Origin of the sequence: Micromonospora sp. WMMA2032 (genome assembly GCF_002688545.1) — a bacterium.
Taxonomy (GTDB): Bacteria; Actinomycetota; Actinomycetes; order Mycobacteriales; family Micromonosporaceae; genus Micromonospora; species Micromonospora sediminicola.
This window is the reverse complement of the sequence record NZ_CP024052.1, coordinates 1,621,283-1,637,851: the sequence shown is the minus strand read 5'-3', so window position 1 is coordinate 1,637,851 and position 16,569 is coordinate 1,621,283. Positions and strand designations below refer to the sequence as shown.

Genomic DNA, 16,569 nt, shown 5'->3' with positions numbered 1-16,569 from the left:
ACGGTTGCGGCCACGTCCGCGACGCGGTGAGTGTGATCACGAACGCGTCGCCCGGTTACGGCCGTCGTGTCCCGGGACGGGCGGCAATCCCCTGGACCGATCCGGGCGCGTGGGCGAGCATGGGCGGGTGGGACCCGGGACGAGGCTGCCGCTGCAGGGTGGGCTGCCGCCGGCCGACGCCCCCGCCGGTCCCGTGGTGGAGATCGCCTGCGACGAGTCCGGGTTCTCCGGCACCAACCTGCTCGACCCCGCCACCCCGGTGATCGCCCACGCGAGCGTCGACCTGACCGCCGTCGAGGCGACCGCACTGCTCACGTCCCTGCGCGCCGGGTTCCGGTTCTCCCCGCACGAGTTCAAGTCCCGGCAGTTCCTCCGCGCTCCCGAGTTCGTCGAGGCGCGGGAGTGGTTCCTGGCGGCGCTGCGCGGGCGGGCGCACGTGCACCTCGTCGACAAGCAGCTCTTCCTCGCCACCCGCGTCGTCGACCTGCTGATCGCGGAGCCGTCGTACGCGGCCGGCACCCGTCTCGCCCCGGCGTACCGGGAAGCCGCTCTCGCCCTGTATCGGGTCGGGCGCGCGGCCGGCGTCGACTGGACCGCCTTCCTCGCCGCGTTCGTCGACATGCTCCGGACCAAGCGGCGGGACCGGGCCGGCGACGGCAGCGTGGACCGGTTCCTCCGGGCACGGGACGCGCTGGCGCGGCACGCGCCCACCGACGCCGTCCTCACCGGGCTCGACCGGGCCCGGGTGGCCGCCGTCCAGGCCCGCCTCTACGCCGACGACCGGTCGATCCCCCACCGCTGGAACCGCTGCTGCCGGCGCTGGCCGAGACCGTGCTGTCCTGGAGCGGTGGCGGACGGCGGGTGCTGGTCGTCCACGACGAGCAGAGCGCGTTGACCGCCGACCGGCTGCGTCGCCTCCAGCGGGCCCTGGCCGACGGCACCGGACGACCGGTCGAGGAGTCGCCGCTGGCCGGACTGGTGACGACCGACTCCCGGGACGATCCACGGGTGCAGGTGGCCGACCTCCTGGCCGGGGTGGCGCGGCGGATGCCGGAGACGCTCGACACCGACCTGCTCGACCTCGTCGAGGCCGACCTGCACGAGCTGCTCGGCCCGCCGGTGCGGCGCGACGGGGCGCCGGCGGCCTGACCGGCGGCTGGGTACGGGTACTCAGCACGATCACCGTCGCACGGCTCAGGCGCCGGCGACGCGGCGTCGACAGGATGCTGGGCATGGCCGAGACGCTGCACCGACCCGCCGTCCTGCGTACCGTCGAGACGCCGATGCCCGCCGTGGCCGCGCTGTCGCTCGTGGCCCGGGTGGTCGCGGCGCTGGTCCGGCTCGTCGGCCGCCGTCCGGCGGGCTGGCGGTGGCTCGCCCGGCACCACCACCCGCTGCTCGACGGGCTCGCCGAGGCGAACGCGCGGGCGACCTGCGTGCGGGCGGCCCGGCGGGTGCCGGCCTACCGGGCGTTCCTGCGGGCCCGCCCGGCCGGCGTCCGCCGCCGGCTGCGGGACTTCCCGGAGACCGACAAGCTCGGGTACGTGGTGGCGCACGCCGCTGCCGCGCGGTGCTGGCGGGGGCGGCTGCCGCGACAGGGGGTGGTGGTCGACGAGTCGGCCGGGTCGTCGGGGCGGCCGTTCAACTGGCCGCGCGGCGAGCGGGAGCTGCGGGCGGTGCACCGGGACATCGCCGGCTACACCGGGCTGGCGTTCCCGATGCGCCGACCGTTCGTGATCAACGCGTACTCGATGGGGGCCTGGGCGACCGGGACCACGACCGGCGCGGCGATGGCCCGGATCGCGGTGGTGAAGAACACCGGGCCGGACCTCGGGAAGATCGTCGACACGCTGCGGGAGTTCGGCCCGGACTTCGACTACCTGGTCACCGCGTACCCGCCGTTCCTCAAGCACCTGCGGGACCGGCTGGACGCCGAGGACTTCCCCTGGTCGCGGTACCGGATCTTCGGCAGCTGCGGCGGGGAGGGGATGACCGAGGCGCTGCGCGACTACCTGGAGCAGCGGTTCGTGCGGGTGCGCTCGGCGTACGGCGCGTCGGACCTGACCATCGGCATCGGCGCGGAGACCCGGTTCACGGTGTGGCTGCGACGGCGCCTGCGCACCGACGCCGCGCTGCGCGCGGAGCTGCTCGGCCCCGGGGAGCAGCGGCTGCCGATGGTGTTCCAGTACAACCCGTTCGCCACCTGGCTGGAGACCAACGAGCGGCGGGAGCTGGTCTGCACCGTGACCGGCCCGCACGTGCTCCAGCCCCGGCTGCGCTACAACGTGGGCGACGAGGCGCTGCTGGTGCCGTACCGGCGGATCGTCGAGCTGGCGGCGGCCGACCCGGTGCGCCGGGCCGAGTTCCGCACCGCGGTGGCCGAGGAACGGATGACGCTGCCGGTGCTGCTGCTGTTCGGCCGCGCCGACTCCACGGTGTCCTACCTGGGCGCGAACCTCTACCCGCAGGACGTCGAGTACGGCCTGTACACGGGCAACCCGCACGCCGCCCAGATCAGCCGGTTCTGCCTGGCGTTGCACGAGGACGCGGCGCTGGAGACCCGGCCGGTGATCCACGTCGAGCTGCGCCGCCCGCTGGCCGCCGCGCAGCGCGCCGCGCTCGCCGACGCGTGCCGCGACGGGGTCCGCCGACACCTGGCCTCGGTGTCGCGGGACTTTGCGCAGTCCCTGGTGGAGGACCCGACCGCCGGGGACCTGCGGGTGGAGTTGCACGAGGCGGACCACGGCCCGTTCGCCGGCCGGCAGAAGCTCAAGAACGCCTACCTGGTGAGGTGACCCGTGCGTACCCGTGACTTCTCCCGCGCCCCGGCGCAGGCCCGCGCCGGCGCGATGTTCATCGGCGGCACCCGCTACGCGAACCCGCTGGTGCTGCTGCGGCTGGCCCCCGACTGGTTCCGGATGGTCCGGGACATGCGCCGGATGTCCGGCTACTGCTGGCACACCGTCTACTGGCAGTTCCCGCTCACGCTCGGCACGATCGCGTTCTTCACCGACCGGGACGCGATGCTGCGCTTCGCCCGGACCCGCCACCACCGGCGGCTGATGACGTGGCTGACCGACGGCACCCGCAACGCGACCGCCGGGTTCATCCGGCTCTACACGGCGTCCCCGGACGGCTACTCCAACGGGGCGTGGCGGGCCGAGGACGGCGCGATGGGCCACATCGACACCTTCACGCCGCTGGGCGCGGAGACGACCGGGCCGGCGGTACGCCGGTGAGCGGCCACCGGTTCGCGCGGGTCACCGACCGGCGTGGCCTGCGGGACTTCGTCGCCCTCACCGACCGGCTGTACGCGGGCGAGCCCCGCTACGTGCCGACCCCGCGCCAGCAGATCCGCCGCTGGTGGCGCGACGGCGTGCCGATGTACGTGCTGCGCGACGCCACCGGCACGGTGGTCGCCCGCACCACCCTGCACACCGACGCGGACCTGGACGCGAAGCTCGGTCGGCGGTGCCAGCTGTTCGGGCTGACCGAGTTCGCCGCGCCGGCCGCCGAGCCGCTGTTCGACGCGATCGCCGGGCACGCCGCCGCCGACCGGGATCTGCTGTTCGGGCCGGTGGCGCTGCTGCCCAACCAGGCCGGCGGGGTGATCACCTCCGGATTCGACGACCGGGGGTTCGTGGACAGCGCCTGGAACCCGCCTCGCTACCCGGCCGCCTACGAGGCGTACGGGTTCACCCGCCGGTTCGTCTCCGACACCTGGATCTGCCCGGTCCCGGCGCCGGACGGGCCGCCGCCGGAGCCGGGCGTGCAGCCCGACGGCGTGCGGCTGGAGCTGCACCGGGGGAACGTGCGGCGGCTGGACGCGCAGCTCGACCTGCTGCGCGGGATGCTGAACGACTCGTTCGCCCAACTCGGCTACTACACGCCGATCTCGGCCGCGCAGTTGCGCCGGCAGACCGACGGCTTGGCCCACCTGCTGGACGAGTCGCTGCTGCTCTACCTGACCCGGGGCGGCCGGCCGGTGGCGTTCGTGCTCTGCGTGCCGGACATCAGCGCGTTCCTGGTCGCGGTGCGCGGCGATCTGCACCCGGTCAACCAGCTGCGGCTGCTGGCCACCCGCCGCCGGCACCGCCGGGAGGCGGTGCTGATCGTCAAGGGCGTGGTGCCGGAGTTCCAGGGGCGCGGCTACCAGCGGCTGCTCTCCGCGCACCTGCACCACCACCTGCGGGCCGGTGGCTACACGACGCTGCGCAGCACCTACGTCGGGCGGGACAACCCGGCCTCGGCGGCGCAGTTCCGGCGGCTCGGCGGCCGGCCGCTGCACGGTTACACCTTCTACGCCCGGGAGCGCTGACATGGACCTCGCCGCGTTCCGTGCGCTGGAGCCGCTGTGCTGGCGGGCTCCCAGCGCGCACAACACCCAACCCTGGCGGCTGCGCTACGAGCGGTGGGCGGTCACCGTCGGCTGGGACCCGGCCGACGCGCTGCCGGCCGGTGACCCGACCGGGCGGGACCTGCGGCTGTCGCTGGGCGCGTTCGTGGAGACCTGCCTGATCGTCGCCGCCGACGCGGGGCTGCGGCTGGACTGGGTCGCCGACCTCGACGCCGCCGACCGGCGGGTGGGCCGGCTGCGCCCGGCGCGGCACCCGTACCGGACGCCGTTTCGCACCCCGGAGGTGTGGGACCGACGGACCGACCGGGGCCGGTTCACCGACGGGCCGGACGCCGACGTGGTCGCGGCCGTGGACGCCGTCGCCCGTCGGTCCGGCGGCGCGGTCCACGTGGTCCCGGACGGGGGGCGGGTCGGCGCGTTGCTGCGCGCCGCCGACCGTCACGTGTACGGGGACCCGGCGGTCGTGGCGGAGCTGCGGCGGTGGCTGCGCCTCGATCCGGCCCGTCGGGACTACCGGGCGGACGGGCTGACCGACAGGTGTCTCGGGTTGTCCCGGCCGGCGGCCGTCGGGCTGCGGGCGGCACTGGCCGCGTACCCGGTGCTGCGGCCGCTGGGACTGCCGCGGGCGCTCGCCGCCGCCGGCGGTGACCCGCTGGCGCGTGGGGGAGCGTTGCTGGCGCTGGTCGCGCCGGCCGACCTTGACGCGGCCGGGCAGGTCGAGTTCGGACGGGTGCTGCTGCGGGTGTGGCTGACGGTGCAGGCGGCCGGGCTGGCGGCGCATCCGCTGAGCCAGCTCGTCGACGTCGCCGGCAGCCGCGACGCGCTCGGCGCGCTGCTGGACGTCGAGCCCGGGCGCATCCTGCACGTGACCCGGGTGGGCCGGCCGGTGGGTCCGGCGCCGCGGTCGGCCCGCCGGGTCGACCCGGGGGCAGGGGTGGCAACGTTCGCAAAACCCGTTCCCGCTCCTTGACGAGTGGCGTTTTCATCCACGAGAGTCCATATCAGCAGATGTGGCGCGCGTACGGGAGCTCGGGCGCAGGCATCGGACAGGGGCGCGTGGGCAGCGCCTGTTAACGCTAACAGCGACCCCACCCGTCTCTGATCCGCGTGACCTGGAGAGACCATGTCCGAAGTGACCCGAAGGAACGTCATCAAGGCCGCGGCGGCCGGGAGCGGCGCCGCGCTGCTGCCGGCGGCCTGGACTGCCGCCCGCGCCGGCTCGGCCGCGCCACCGGAGGCGCTGGCCGCCGACGACCTGGCGCTCTGGTACGACGAGCCGGCCGGCACCGACTGGCTCCGCGCGCTGCCGATCGGCAACGGGCGTCTCGGCGCGATGGTGTTCGGCAACATCGACACCGAACGGCTGCAGCTCAACGAGGACACCGTCTGGGCCGGCGGCCCTTACGACTCGGTCAACACCCGGGGCGCGGCCAACCTGGCCGAGATCCGGCGGCGGGTCTTCGCCGACCAGTGGACCTCGGCGCAGGACCTGATCAACCAGACCATGATGGGCAGCCCGGGCGGCCAGCTCGCCTACCAGACCGTGGGCAACCTCCGGCTCGCCTTCGGCTCGGCCGACGGGACGACCCAGTACCGGCGGACCCTCGACCTCACCACCGCCACGGTGACCACCACCTACCTGCGGGGCGGCGTACGGCACCAGCGGGAGGTCTTCGCCAGCGCGGCCGACCAGGTGATCGTGGTCCGGCTGACCGCCGACCGGGCGGACGCGATCACGTTCTCCGCCACCTTCGACAGTCCGCAGCGGACCACCGTGTCGAGCCCGGACGGCGCGACCATCGGGCTCGACGGCGTCTCCGGCTCCATGGAGGGCGTCATCGGCTCGGTGCGTTTCCTCGCCCTGGCCCACGCCGCCGCGACCGGTGGCACGGTCAGCAGTTCCGGCGGCACGCTGCGGGTCTCCGGCGCCACCAGCGTGACCGTGCTGATCTCGATCGGCTCCAGCTACGTCAACTACCGCACCGTCGACGGGGACTACCAGGGCATCGCCCGCAACCGGCTCGCCGCCGCCCGGACCGTCGCCGTCGACCGTCTGCGCAGCCGACACCTCGCCGACTACCAGGCGCTGTTCCGTCGCGTCAGCATCGACCTGGGACGCACCGCCGCGGCCGACCAACCTACCGACGTCCGGATCGCCCAGCACGCGACCAGCGACGATCCGCAGTTCGCCGCGCTGCTGTTCCAGTACGGACGCTACCTGCTGATCTCCTGCTCCCGCCCGGGCACCCAGCCGGCCAACCTCCAGGGCATCTGGAACGACTCGCTGGCCCCGGCCTGGGACTCGAAATACACGATCAACGCCAACCTGCCGATGAACTACTGGCCGGCCGACACCACGAACCTGTCCGAGTGCTTCCTGCCCGTCTTCGACATGGTCAGGGACCTGGCGGTCACCGGGGCCCGGGTCGCGCAGGCGCAGTACGGGGCCGGCGGCTGGGTCACCCACCACAACACCGACGCCTGGCGGGGCGCCTCCGTCGTCGACGGCGCGCTGTGGGGCATGTGGCAGACCGGCGGCGCCTGGCTGAGCACCCTCATCTGGGACCACTACCTGTTCACCGGCGACCTCGGCTTCCTGTCGGCCCACTATCCGGCCCTGAAGGGCGCCGCCCAGTTCTTCCTCGACACCCTGGTCGCCCATCCGACGCTCGGTTACCTGGTGACGAACCCGTCGAACTCCCCGGAGCTGCCGCACCACGTGAACGCCAGCGTCTGCGCGGGACCCACGATGGACAACCAGATCCTGCGCGACCTGTTCGACGCCGCGGCGCGGGCCGGTGAGGTCCTCGGCGTCGACACCACCTTCCGGTCCCAGGTGCGGACCGCCCGGGACCGGCTGCCGCCGAGCCGCGTCGGCTCCCGCGGCAACGTCCAGGAGTGGCTGGCCGACTGGGTCGAGACCGAGCGGACCCACCGGCACGTGTCCCACCTGTACGGCCTGCACCCCGGCAACCAGATCACCCGGCGGGGCACCCCGGCGTTGTACGAGGCCGCCCGGAAGACCCTGGAACTGCGGGGCGACGACGGCACGGGCTGGTCCCTCGCCTGGAAGATCAACTTCTGGGCGCGGCTGGAGGACGGCGCCCGCGCCCACAAGCTCCTGCGCGACCTGGTCCGCACCGACCGGCTGGCGCCCAACATGTTCGACCTGCACCCGCCGTTCCAGATCGACGGCAACTTCGGCGCCACCTCCGGCATCGCCGAGATGCTGCTGCACAGCCACACCGGCGAGCTGCACCTGCTGCCCGCGCTGCCGAGCGCCTGGCCCACCGGGCGGGTGACCGGCCTGCGCGGCCGGGGCGGCTACACCGTCGGGCTCGCCTGGAGCAACGGCCAGGCCGACGAGATCGGCGTCCGCGCCGACCGGGACGGGACGCTGCGACTGCGGTCCCGGCTGTTCACCGGCAGCTTCGTGCTCGTCGACGCCGCCGACGGCAGCTCGCCGGCCACCACCCGGCCGGAGACGGACGTCGTCCAGCTCACCGTCCGCGCCGGCCACACCTACCGCGCGACCCGTCCCGGCGTGACGCCGTCGCCCACCCTCACCCCCACGCCGACCACGCCGCCGACGCCGACGCCGACCACCAGCTCGCCGGCGCCCTCGGGCGCCCGGGCGACGTACGCGGTGACCGGCTCGTGGTCGGGTGGCTTCCAGGGCGAGGTCACCGTCACCGCCGGCGCGACCGCGATCCGCGGCTGGACGGTCTCCTGGACGTTCCGGAACGGCCAGGTCGTCAACCAGATCTGGGGCGGCACGCACAGCCAGAGCGGCGCGAACGTGACGGTGCGCAACGTCGACTACAACGGCGCGCTGGCGGCCGGCGCGTCCACCACCTTCGGCTTCATCGGGTCGGCGAACGGGGCCAACGACCCGCCGACGTCCCTGACCGTCACCACCACCTGACGGGGCGGGACGCGCCGATCGCAGCGGCCGGCGCGTCCCGTCCCTCCGGCGGACGGCGGTCAGGCCAGCAGCGTCTCGCGCAGTCGCGCGCCCGGGTTGATCCGGCCCACGACGTGCGGCCCGGCCGGGTCGTGGACGTCGACGGTGTGGTTGCGGCGCATCATCTCCCGCACCGCCGGCGGCAGTCGGGGCGGGTCGTCCATCGCGGCGAGGACCCGCGCGGCGGTGCCCGTCAGCCGTTCCACCAGGGCGACGCTGTCGGTGTCCACCCGCACCCGGCCGAACTCCCACCCGGCCGTGGTGAGGTCGAGCACCTCGAACAGGCGTACCACGAACGGCTGCGGGTCGGTCACCCGGTCGAGGCGGTCCGCCCGGGCGCCGACCACCGTGACGGCGGCGGACACCTGCGCGTACGGGTGCAGCCCGCTCGGCAGGGCGCCCAGCGGCCAGCGCAGCGCCGGACCGGCCTCCTTCCACAGGGGCCGGTAGTTGCGTCGGTGCACCAGCAGCCGCCGGCCGGTGCGCCGGAACACCTCCTGCGCCTGGAACTGGAGGTCGGCGTGGGCCTCCTCGGCGGCCTCGCACACGATCCCGGCGGCCACCACCAGACCGTCGTCGTCGGACAGCAACCGGGTGATCGCGTCGACCTGGTCGGGGAACCGGACCCGCGCGTGCGCGCCGTAGGAGTGCCGGACGTCCCGCAGCAACGCCTGCTGACGCCCGGGGTCCAGGTCGACCCGATCGCCACCGAGCAACCGCCGGAGCCAACCCATCGCGCCTCGCTTCCGTCGCCGTCTGCGGACCGGGCAATGCTAGTTCGTCGGTTCCTGCTCGTATGGTGACGGGGTGGCTGAGCGATCTTTGACCCTGATGGCGGTGCACGCGCACCCCGACGACGAGGCGACCAGCACCGGCGGCGTTCTCGCCCGCTACGCGGCGGAGGGCGTCACGACGGTGCTCGTGACGTGCACCGACGGGCGGTGCGGCGACGGACCCGACGGCGTCAAGCCGGGCGAGGACGGACACGACCCGCAGTCCGTGGTGGCGATGCGCCGCGCCGAGCTGGCGGCCAGTTGCGAGGCGTTGAAGGTGACCCACCTGGAGACGCTCGACTACGCCGACTCGGGGATGATGGGCTGGGCGACCAACGACGCGCCCGGCGCGTTCTGGAACACGCCGGTGGACGAGGCGGCCGACCGGCTGGCCGAGCTGATCCGGCGCTACCGCCCCGACGTCGTGGTCACCTACGACGAGAACGGCTTCTACGGCCACCCCGACCACATCCAGGCCCACCGGATCACGATGGCCGCGGTCGAGCGCACCGACATCCCGGCGAAGGTCTACTGGACCACCGTGCCGCGCAGCGCGTTCCGGGAGTTCGGCACGGTGATGCAGGAGATCGGGGTCGAGTTCCCCGAGCCGGACGCCACCGACGAGATGCCGGCGCTGGGCCTGCCGGACGACGAGATCACCACCTGGGTGGACACCCGCGCCCACGGCGGGCAGAAGTTCGCCTCCCTGGCCGCGCACGCCAGCCAGGCGGAGAACATCTTCTTCCTGCGCCTGGGGCAGGAGCGGTTCACCGAGCTGATGGGGATGGAGACGTTCGTCCGGGTCCGTGACCGCACCGGCGCGTCCACCCCGGAGGACGACCTCTTCGCCGGCCTGCGCTGACGACGCGGTGCGGGCCACCGCCGGTCAGTCCGCGGTGGTCTGCGCGGCCAGGTGGTCGAGCACCACACGGACGTCCCCGCCGGTGTCGGCCATGATCCGTCGTTGCCGGGTGGCCCCGGTGCCGTCGCGGCGGACCCGGTCCACCTCGCGCAGGATCAGGTCCCGGTCCCCGTGCCGGGTGAGCGCGGGCGCGACGACGACGAGCAGGTCGTCGACGAGGTCCCAGGCCGGCCGGGGGCGGCCGGTGCGCAGGTCGACCAGCTCACCGTCGACGCCGTCGTGGGCGGCCCGCCAGTGTGCGGCGGCGACCAGGCAGTCGCGGATGCGGGGGGCCGGCACGCCGGCGCCCACCTCGTCGATCATCGTGGCGACCAGGGCCCGGACCAGTCCGGCGACCAGGACGGTGTCGTCGACCGTCGGGCAGACGTCGCCGACGCGGACCTCCACCGTCGGGTAGGAGGCGGACGGCCGGGCGTACCAGTAGACCATCGCGGCGTCGAGCATGATCCCGGCGGTGATCAGGTCCCGCACGGTGGCGTCGTAGTCGGCGGCGGAGTCGAAGTGCGGCGTGGGCCCGATGCTCGGCCAGCGTTCCAGCTGCATCGACCGCCAGCTCGCGTGTCCGGTGTCGCGCCCGTCGTGCAGCGGGGAGTTCGTGGTGAGCGCCTGCACCACCGGCAGCCACGGCCGCAGGTGGTTGCAGACCTGCACGGCGAGTTCCCGGTCGGGCACGCCGACGTGGACGTGGCAGCCGCAGACCGCCGGGTCGTGGGCGACCGGACCGAACCGGCGGGACATGTCGTGGTAGCGCTGCTCGTCCGGCACGGTGCGGTGGGCCTCGCAGACCGGGGTGGCGCCGACGGCGACCAGTCGCGCGCCGACGGCCTCGGCCGCGCGGGCGGCGGCGCGGCGCAGCGCGACCAGGTGGTCCCGCAGTCGTGCCAGGTCGGGGCTGACCGGGGTCACCATCTCCACCATGCTGTGCCGGAACTCCTGCCGGGCCTGCTCACGGGCGGTCCCGGACAGCGCGTCGCGGACCCGGTCGGCGACCGGCATGCTCTCCCCGGTCTCCGGGTCCAGCAGCAGGAACTCCTCCTCGACCCCGAGGGTGAGGGTGGCCGGGATCGCCGGGGCGGAGGTGGCGGTGGCGGGCCGCCGCCTCATCGACGGCTCCACCGGAGTGCGGGTCCGGTCGGTGCGTCGTCGCGCGGCGGGGCCATGCCTCGACGGTACGAGTCCGGGTGCCCGCCGGATGCGGTTTCCCCGCAGCGCCGCCCCCACGTGCGACACGCGGGGGCGGCGGGCCCGGGTCAGCAGTCGAAGTAGAGCGCGAACTCGTGCGGTGTGGGCCGCAGGCGCACCGGGTCGACCTCGTTGGCGTTCTTCCAGTCGATCCAGGTGGAGATCAGGTCGTCGGTGAACACGCCACCGTCGAGCAGGTAGTCGTGGTCCTGGGCGAGCGCCTCCAGCGCGTGCGGCAGGGAGCCGGGGACCTGCTTGACGTCGCCCCACTCCTCCGGCGGGAGGTCGTAGAGGTCCTTGTCGATCGGGGCCGGCGGCTCGATCTTGCTCTTGATGCCGTCCAGGCCGGCCATCATCATCGCGGAGAAGGCGAGGTAGACGTTGGCCGAGGGGTCGGGGACGCGGAACTCGACGCGCTTGGCCTTGGGGTTGCTGCCGGTGACCGGGATGCGGGTGCAGGCGGACCGGTTGCGCTGGGAGTAGACCAGGTTGACCGGGGCTTCGAAGCCGGGCACGAGGCGCCGGTAGGAGTTGACGGTCGGGTTGGTGAAGGCCAGCAGCGAGGGCGCGTGGTGCAGCAGGCCGCCGATGTACCAGCGGGCGGTGTCGGACAGGCCGGCGTAGCCGGTCTCGTCGTAGAACAGCGGTTCGCCGTTCAGCCAGAGGCTCTGGTGGGTGTGCATGCCGGAGCCGTTGTCACCGAACAGCGGCTTGGGCATGAACGTCGCCGTCTTGCCGTGCGCCCACGCCTCGTTCTTGATCAGGTACTTGAAGAGCTGGAGCTGGTCGGCCGAGTGCAGCAGCGTGGAGAACTTGTAGTTGATCTCCGACTGGCCACCCGTGCCGACCTCGTGGTGCGAGCGCTCCACCGTGAAACCGGCGTCGACCATCCGGCGGACCATGCTGTCGCGCAGGTCGGCGTAGTGGTCGACCGGCGGGACGGGAAAGTAGCCGCCCTTGTAGGCGGTCTTGTAGCCGCGGTTGCCGCCCTCCTCTACCCGGCCGGTGTTCCAGGCGCCCTCGATCGAGTCGATGTAGTAGAACGACTGGTGCGCCGAGGTCTCGTGGCGGATCGAGTCGAAGATGTAGAACTCCGCCTCGGCCCCGAAGTAGGCCGTGTCCGCGATGCCGCTGGCCGCCAGGTAGGCCTCGGCCTTCTTCGCCACGTTGCGCGGGTCCCGCGAGTAGGCCTCCCGGGTGAACGGGTCGTGCACGAAGAAGTTCAACGCGACCGTCTTCTGCGCCCGGAACGGGTCGACGAACGCGGTGGCCACGTCCGGGAGCAGGAGCATGTCCGACTCGTGGATCGACTGGAAGCCGCGGATCGACGAGCCGTCGAACGCGAGGCCGTCGGTGAAGACGCTGTCGTCGAAGGACTCGACCGGCAGGTTGAAGTGCTGCATCACGCCGGGCAGGTCACAGAAACGTACGTCGACGAACTTCACGTCCTCATCGCTGAGGTAACGCAGGAGTTCCTCGGAATTGGCGAACACACGTCCTCCTGGCAGGCATTGTTGATCATGGCCACGTCCCGTGGCCGGACCGCCCGGGGACATGGCCCGTACCGCCACCGTACGACGGTCCGCCCGTTCCGGCTCGCCAACCGCCCATCCCGGGTTTCCTCCGTCACAGGCCGGGTAGACGGCGGACCCGGCGAACCGCCCGGGGGACGGCGCGGCGGGAGGTGTGCCTGGTGGGTGCTCCGCGACTGACCGGCGGCCGCTGAGATGTGCGGGATCAGCGGCGAGGCCCGCTTCGACGGCGCCACCCCCGACGCGGCCGCGGTGACCCGGATGACCGAGGCCATGCGCTCGCGCGGCCCGGACGGCGAAGGACTCTGGAGCGACGGCTGGGTGACCCTCGGGCACCGCCGGCTGACCGTCATCGACCTGTCCGAGGCCGGCGGCCAACCCATGGTCCGGGAGGACCTCGGGCTGGCCCTGGTCTTCAACGGCTGCGTCTACAACTACCCGGAGCTGCGCGAGGAGCTGCGGGCGGCCGGACACACCTTCGGATCGACCAGCGACACCGAGGTGGTGCTGGTCGCGTACGCGCAGTGGGGTGAGCGGTTCGTCGACCACCTGGTCGGGATGTTCGCGGTCGCGCTCGTCGACCGGCGGCGGCGCCGGCTCGTGCTGGCCCGGGACCGGCTGGGCATCAAACCGCTCTACCTCGCCGAGTCACCCGGCCGGCTGCGTTTCGCCTCCACGCTGCCGGCGCTGCTCGCCGCCGGCGACGTGGACACCGGCATCGACCGGGTCGCGCTGCACCACTACCTGTCCTGGCACTCGATCGTGCCGGCGCCGCGCACGATCCTGCGCGGGGTGCGCAAACTGCCCCCGGCCACCGTCCGGGTGGTGGAGTCCGACGGGCGCAGCCGCGAGCACGTCTACTGGCGGCCCGAATACCGGCGCGACCCGGCCCACGACGGCATGGACGCCCGCGACTGGCGGTCCGCGGTCGGGGACGCGCTGCGCACCGCCGTACGCCGGCGGCTGGTCGCCGACGTGCCGGTCGGGGTGCTCCTCTCCGGCGGGCTCGACTCCAGCATGATCGTCGCATTGCTCGACGGGGCCGGGCAGCACCACCTCCAGACGTTCAGCATCGGCTTCGACAGTCGGGGCGACGAGTCCGGCGACGAGTTCCACTACTCCGACCTGGTCGCCCGCACGTTCGACACCGACCACCACCGCATCCGGCTCGCCGACGGCGACCTCGGCCCGGCCGTACGGGCCACCGTGACGGCGATGACCGAACCGATGGGCAGCCACGACGTGGTGGCGTTCCACCTGCTCTCCGAGCAGGTCGCCCGGCACGTGAAGGTGGCACAGTCCGGGCAGGGCGCCGACGAGGTCTTCGCCGGCTACGGCTACCACCACCGGCTCGCCGACGCGGCCCGCGCGGACGCGGCCGCCGAGTTCACCGCCGCGTTCTTCGACCGGGACCACGCCGAGCTGAACCGGGTGGTCGACCCGGCGTACGCCTGCGACCGGGACGCCAGCGGCGAGCTGGTCGCCGCGGAGCTGGCCGCGCCCGGCGCGCAGACCGCGGTGGACGCGGTGCTGCGCCTGGACACCCACCTGATGCTCCCGGACGACCCGGTGAAGCGGGTGGACAGCATGAGCATGGCCTGGGGGCTGGAGGTGCGTACCCCGTTCCTCGACCAGGACCTGGTGACGCTGGCCGCGGCCTGTCCACCCGAGCACAAGCTGGCCCAGGGCGGCAAGGGGGTGCTCAAGGACGTGGCCCGCGAGGTGCTACCACCCGAGGTGATCGACCGGCCCAAGGGCTACTTCCCGGTCCCGGCGCTGCGCAACGTCGACGGTCCCGTGCGAGAGTTGGTGGTCGAGGCCCTGCACGCGCCCGAGGCGCGCCGGCGCGGCCTGTTCCGCCGCGCGTACGTCGACGAACTGCTCACCGAGCCGGACCGGGCCCAGGCCGCCGCCGGCAGCAACAAGCTGTGGCAACTGGGCCTGCTGGAGCTGTGGTTGCAGTCCCAGGGCGTGAGCTGACCCGAGGGGGAGGCACGGTGAAGTTCGTCATCGAGAGCGAGCCCGACGGCACGGTCGGGTTCACCGTCCTGGGCGACGACGGCCAGGTGCTCGCCACCGGCCGGCCCTGCCCGGACAAGGGGTCGGCGCTGGCCGCCGTCGGGGAGCTGATGCACGGCGGGGGCGACGCCTGCGTCGAGGACCGGACCGAGGCCACCGGCCCGCCGCGCCCGCCCGGCGACACCACCGAGATCGGTGGCGGCGACATGTCCGCGATCGGCCGCTCCGGCATCCCACCGGTCTGAGCGGCGCGAGCCCAAGGAGCACCGGGACCCGCCGACCGCAGGCCGCCCCAGGGCGTCGACGCCGACGCCGGCACCGGCGGTAGTCCCGGCCCGTCAGCGCTCGTCGTCGACGACCTCGGTCCGGTCGTCGACCGTGGCGGTGACGTCGAGGTGCTCGTCCGGCTGGGGCGCCTCGGCCAGCGTGTGGTGCGGGTCGCCGTCGGGTGAGAACAGCACCTGATCGGTCTTGCGGGTCTTCTCCTGCTCCTCTTCCGGCTCCGTCACGGCGTCCCCCTCCGGCTCCGGCCGCCTCCTGCCCAGGCTGCCTCCCTGCCCACACGCTATGCGCCGGCCGCCCGGTCGGGCGGGTGTTTGCACCGGCCCGGCCGGTACCGCCGGCGCTCCTTTGCGGCCCGGCCGGCCGGCCAGCCGCTCGGCGCGGTGCGGCCACGGATGTCGGACCGGCGTCGTAGGGTCACCGCCATGACGACAGGGACCCACACGCTCGCCGTGCCCGGCGCCGACCTGGTCTACGACGTCCGTGGCCCGCTGCCGCCGGCCGACGGCCGCCCGGTGCTGCTCATGATCGGCCAGCCGATGACGGCGGAGGGCTTCGACGCGCTCGCCGGGCACTTCACCGACCGCACCGTGGTCACCTACGACCCGCGCGGGCTGGGTCGCAGCGTGCGCACCGACGGCCGGTCCGACCACACCCCGCAGCAGCAGGCCGCCGACCTGCACCTGCTGGTCGAGGCGCTCGGTGCCGGGCCGGTCGAGATCTTCGCCAGCAGCGGCGGCGCGGTCACCGCCCTCGAGCTGGTCGCCACCCACCCCGACGACGTCGTCACGCTGGTGGCGCACGAGCCGCCGATCAACGCGGTGCTCCCCGACGCGGCGGGGGCCGAGCGGGCCCGCGCCCGTTTCCACGAGGCGTACCTCGCCGGAGGCAACGGCGCGGGCATGGCCGACTTCATCGCGATGACGTCCTGGCAGGGCGAGTTCACCGACGCCTACTTCGCGCAGCCTTCGCCCGACCCGGCCGCGTTCGGCCTGTCGACGGAGGACGACGGCACCCGCGACGACCCGCTGCTGTCGCAGAACTCCTGGGCGGTCACCGATTACCGGCCCGACGCGGGCCGGCTCACCGCGGCGCCCACCCGCATCGTGGTCGCGGTCGGGGAGGAGTCGGCCGGCACCTACACGGCGCGCACCGCGGCGGGCACCGCCGCGCTGCTCGGGCAGGAGGCGACGGTGTTCCCGAGCCACCACGGCGGCTTCCTCGACGGCCGGTTCGGTTACGGCGGCAAGCCGGAGGAGTTCGCCGCCCGCCTCCGCGAGGTCCTGGCCGGCGGCTAGCGCGGACCAGACGTCGGACGACGGCGCTGCCCCGGCGGGTCCAGGTCGAGGAGCGTCCGCAGTGATCGCAACAGGCGGAGCCGGAACGGCGGCGGTGGCGCGGCGGCGATCGCCGTGGGCACCGCGGACGCCTCGGCGTGCAGCTCGGCCCCGAAGGCACGCAGCGTCGCCCGGTTCTCCCGGTAGCGCAGCCAGAGCTGTCCCGGTCCCAGGGCCGGCAACAGCACGATCAGCAGTCCT

At 73.8% G+C, this 16,569-nt stretch carries 16 protein-coding genes; 11 read left to right on the top strand and 5 right to left on the bottom strand.

The genetic code is table 11. The annotated features are described in order from the left end of the window. Positions 1 to 127: 127 nt before the first annotated feature. The 7 genes from CO540_RS06985 (at position 128) to CO540_RS06960 (ending at position 8,282) form a co-directional block, all read left to right on the top strand. Positions 128 to 895, top strand: coding sequence for a hypothetical protein (locus CO540_RS06985; RefSeq protein ID WP_253866512.1), 768 nt, complete (start codon positions 128 to 130; stop codon positions 893 to 895). Further along, the gene (locus CO540_RS30820; RefSeq protein WP_253866510.1) at positions 862 to 1,149 is read left to right on the top strand and encodes a hypothetical protein; all 288 of its coding nucleotides are present in this window, start codon (positions 862 to 864) and stop codon (positions 1,147 to 1,149) included. Before CO540_RS06985 ends, CO540_RS30820 begins: the two co-directional genes overlap by 34 nt. 83 nt (positions 1,150 to 1,232) lie before the next feature. Beyond that, positions 1,233 to 2,795, top strand: coding sequence for a phenylacetate--CoA ligase family protein (locus CO540_RS06980; protein ID WP_099164633.1), 1,563 nt, complete (start codon positions 1,233 to 1,235; stop codon positions 2,793 to 2,795). 3 nt (positions 2,796 to 2,798) lie between these two features. Then, the gene (locus CO540_RS06975; RefSeq protein ID WP_091576540.1) at positions 2,799 to 3,239 is read left to right on the top strand and encodes a DUF4188 domain-containing protein; all 441 of its coding nucleotides are present in this window, start codon (positions 2,799 to 2,801) and stop codon (positions 3,237 to 3,239) included. Further along, a complete protein-coding gene (locus CO540_RS06970; protein WP_099161401.1) occupies positions 3,236 to 4,318 on the top strand; it encodes a hypothetical protein in 1,083 nt (360 codons plus the stop codon). Before CO540_RS06975 ends, CO540_RS06970 begins: the two co-directional genes overlap by 4 nt. A gap of 1 nt (position 4,319) precedes the next feature. Then, entirely contained in the window at positions 4,320 to 5,327 is a 1,008-nt protein-coding gene (locus tag CO540_RS06965; RefSeq protein WP_099161400.1) for a nitroreductase, read from the top strand. Positions 5,328 to 5,480: 153 nt separating this feature from the next. After that, positions 5,481 to 8,282, top strand: coding sequence for a glycoside hydrolase N-terminal domain-containing protein (locus CO540_RS06960; RefSeq protein WP_099161399.1), 2,802 nt, complete (start codon positions 5,481 to 5,483; stop codon positions 8,280 to 8,282). A 59-nt stretch (positions 8,283 to 8,341) separates the two neighbouring features. On the opposite strand, the gene CO540_RS06955 is transcribed toward CO540_RS06960, so the two are convergent. Further along, positions 8,342 to 9,055: a hypothetical protein gene (locus CO540_RS06955; protein ID WP_091576528.1), complete on the bottom strand. Its 714-nt coding sequence runs from the start codon at positions 9,053 to 9,055 to the stop codon at positions 8,342 to 8,344. A 73-nt stretch (positions 9,056 to 9,128) separates the two neighbouring features. Between CO540_RS06955 and CO540_RS06950 the strand changes: the two genes are divergently transcribed. Beyond that, positions 9,129 to 9,956, top strand: a complete 828-nt coding sequence (locus CO540_RS06950) for a PIG-L family deacetylase (RefSeq protein ID WP_099161398.1) — start codon at positions 9,129 to 9,131, stop codon at positions 9,954 to 9,956. A gap of 24 nt (positions 9,957 to 9,980) precedes the next feature. On the opposite strand, the gene CO540_RS06945 is transcribed toward CO540_RS06950, so the two are convergent. Both CO540_RS06945 and glnA read right to left on the bottom strand, forming a co-directional pair. Beyond that, the gene (locus CO540_RS06945) at positions 9,981 to 11,120 is read right to left on the bottom strand and encodes a glutamate--cysteine ligase (protein ID WP_099164632.1); all 1,140 of its coding nucleotides are present in this window, start codon (positions 11,118 to 11,120) and stop codon (positions 9,981 to 9,983) included. 146 nt (positions 11,121 to 11,266) lie between these two features. Further along, entirely contained in the window at positions 11,267 to 12,691 is a 1,425-nt protein-coding gene (gene glnA / locus CO540_RS06940; RefSeq protein ID WP_099161397.1) for a type I glutamate--ammonia ligase, read from the bottom strand. 234 nt (positions 12,692 to 12,925) lie between these two features. Here glnA and CO540_RS06935 point away from each other — a divergent pair, with 234 nt between their 5' ends. Together CO540_RS06935 and CO540_RS06930 are read left to right on the top strand one after the other, a co-directional pair. Then, the gene (locus CO540_RS06935) at positions 12,926 to 14,710 is read left to right on the top strand and encodes an N-acetylglutaminylglutamine amidotransferase (RefSeq protein ID WP_099161396.1); all 1,785 of its coding nucleotides are present in this window, start codon (positions 12,926 to 12,928) and stop codon (positions 14,708 to 14,710) included. A 17-nt stretch (positions 14,711 to 14,727) separates the two neighbouring features. Further along, positions 14,728 to 14,994 (top strand): hypothetical protein, encoded by a 267-nt coding sequence (locus CO540_RS06930; protein ID WP_091576519.1) that lies wholly within the window; start codon positions 14,728 to 14,730, stop codon positions 14,992 to 14,994. 93 nt (positions 14,995 to 15,087) lie between these two features. Here the strand turns inward: CO540_RS06930 and CO540_RS30310 are convergent, their stop codons facing one another. After that, entirely contained in the window at positions 15,088 to 15,258 is a 171-nt protein-coding gene (locus CO540_RS30310) for a hypothetical protein (RefSeq protein ID WP_172967802.1), read from the bottom strand. Between the two features lie 198 nt (positions 15,259 to 15,456). Between CO540_RS30310 and CO540_RS06925 the strand changes: the two genes are divergently transcribed. Further along, positions 15,457 to 16,329, top strand: a complete 873-nt coding sequence (locus CO540_RS06925) for an alpha/beta fold hydrolase (RefSeq protein WP_099161395.1) — start codon at positions 15,457 to 15,459, stop codon at positions 16,327 to 16,329. Here the strand turns inward: CO540_RS06925 and CO540_RS06920 are convergent. Beyond that, the gene (locus tag CO540_RS06920) at positions 16,326 to 16,556 is read right to left on the bottom strand and encodes a hypothetical protein (protein ID WP_099161394.1); all 231 of its coding nucleotides are present in this window, start codon (positions 16,554 to 16,556) and stop codon (positions 16,326 to 16,328) included. The two genes, CO540_RS06925 and CO540_RS06920, sit on opposite strands and share 4 nt — an antisense overlap. Between the last annotated feature and the right edge of the window lie 13 nt (positions 16,557 to 16,569).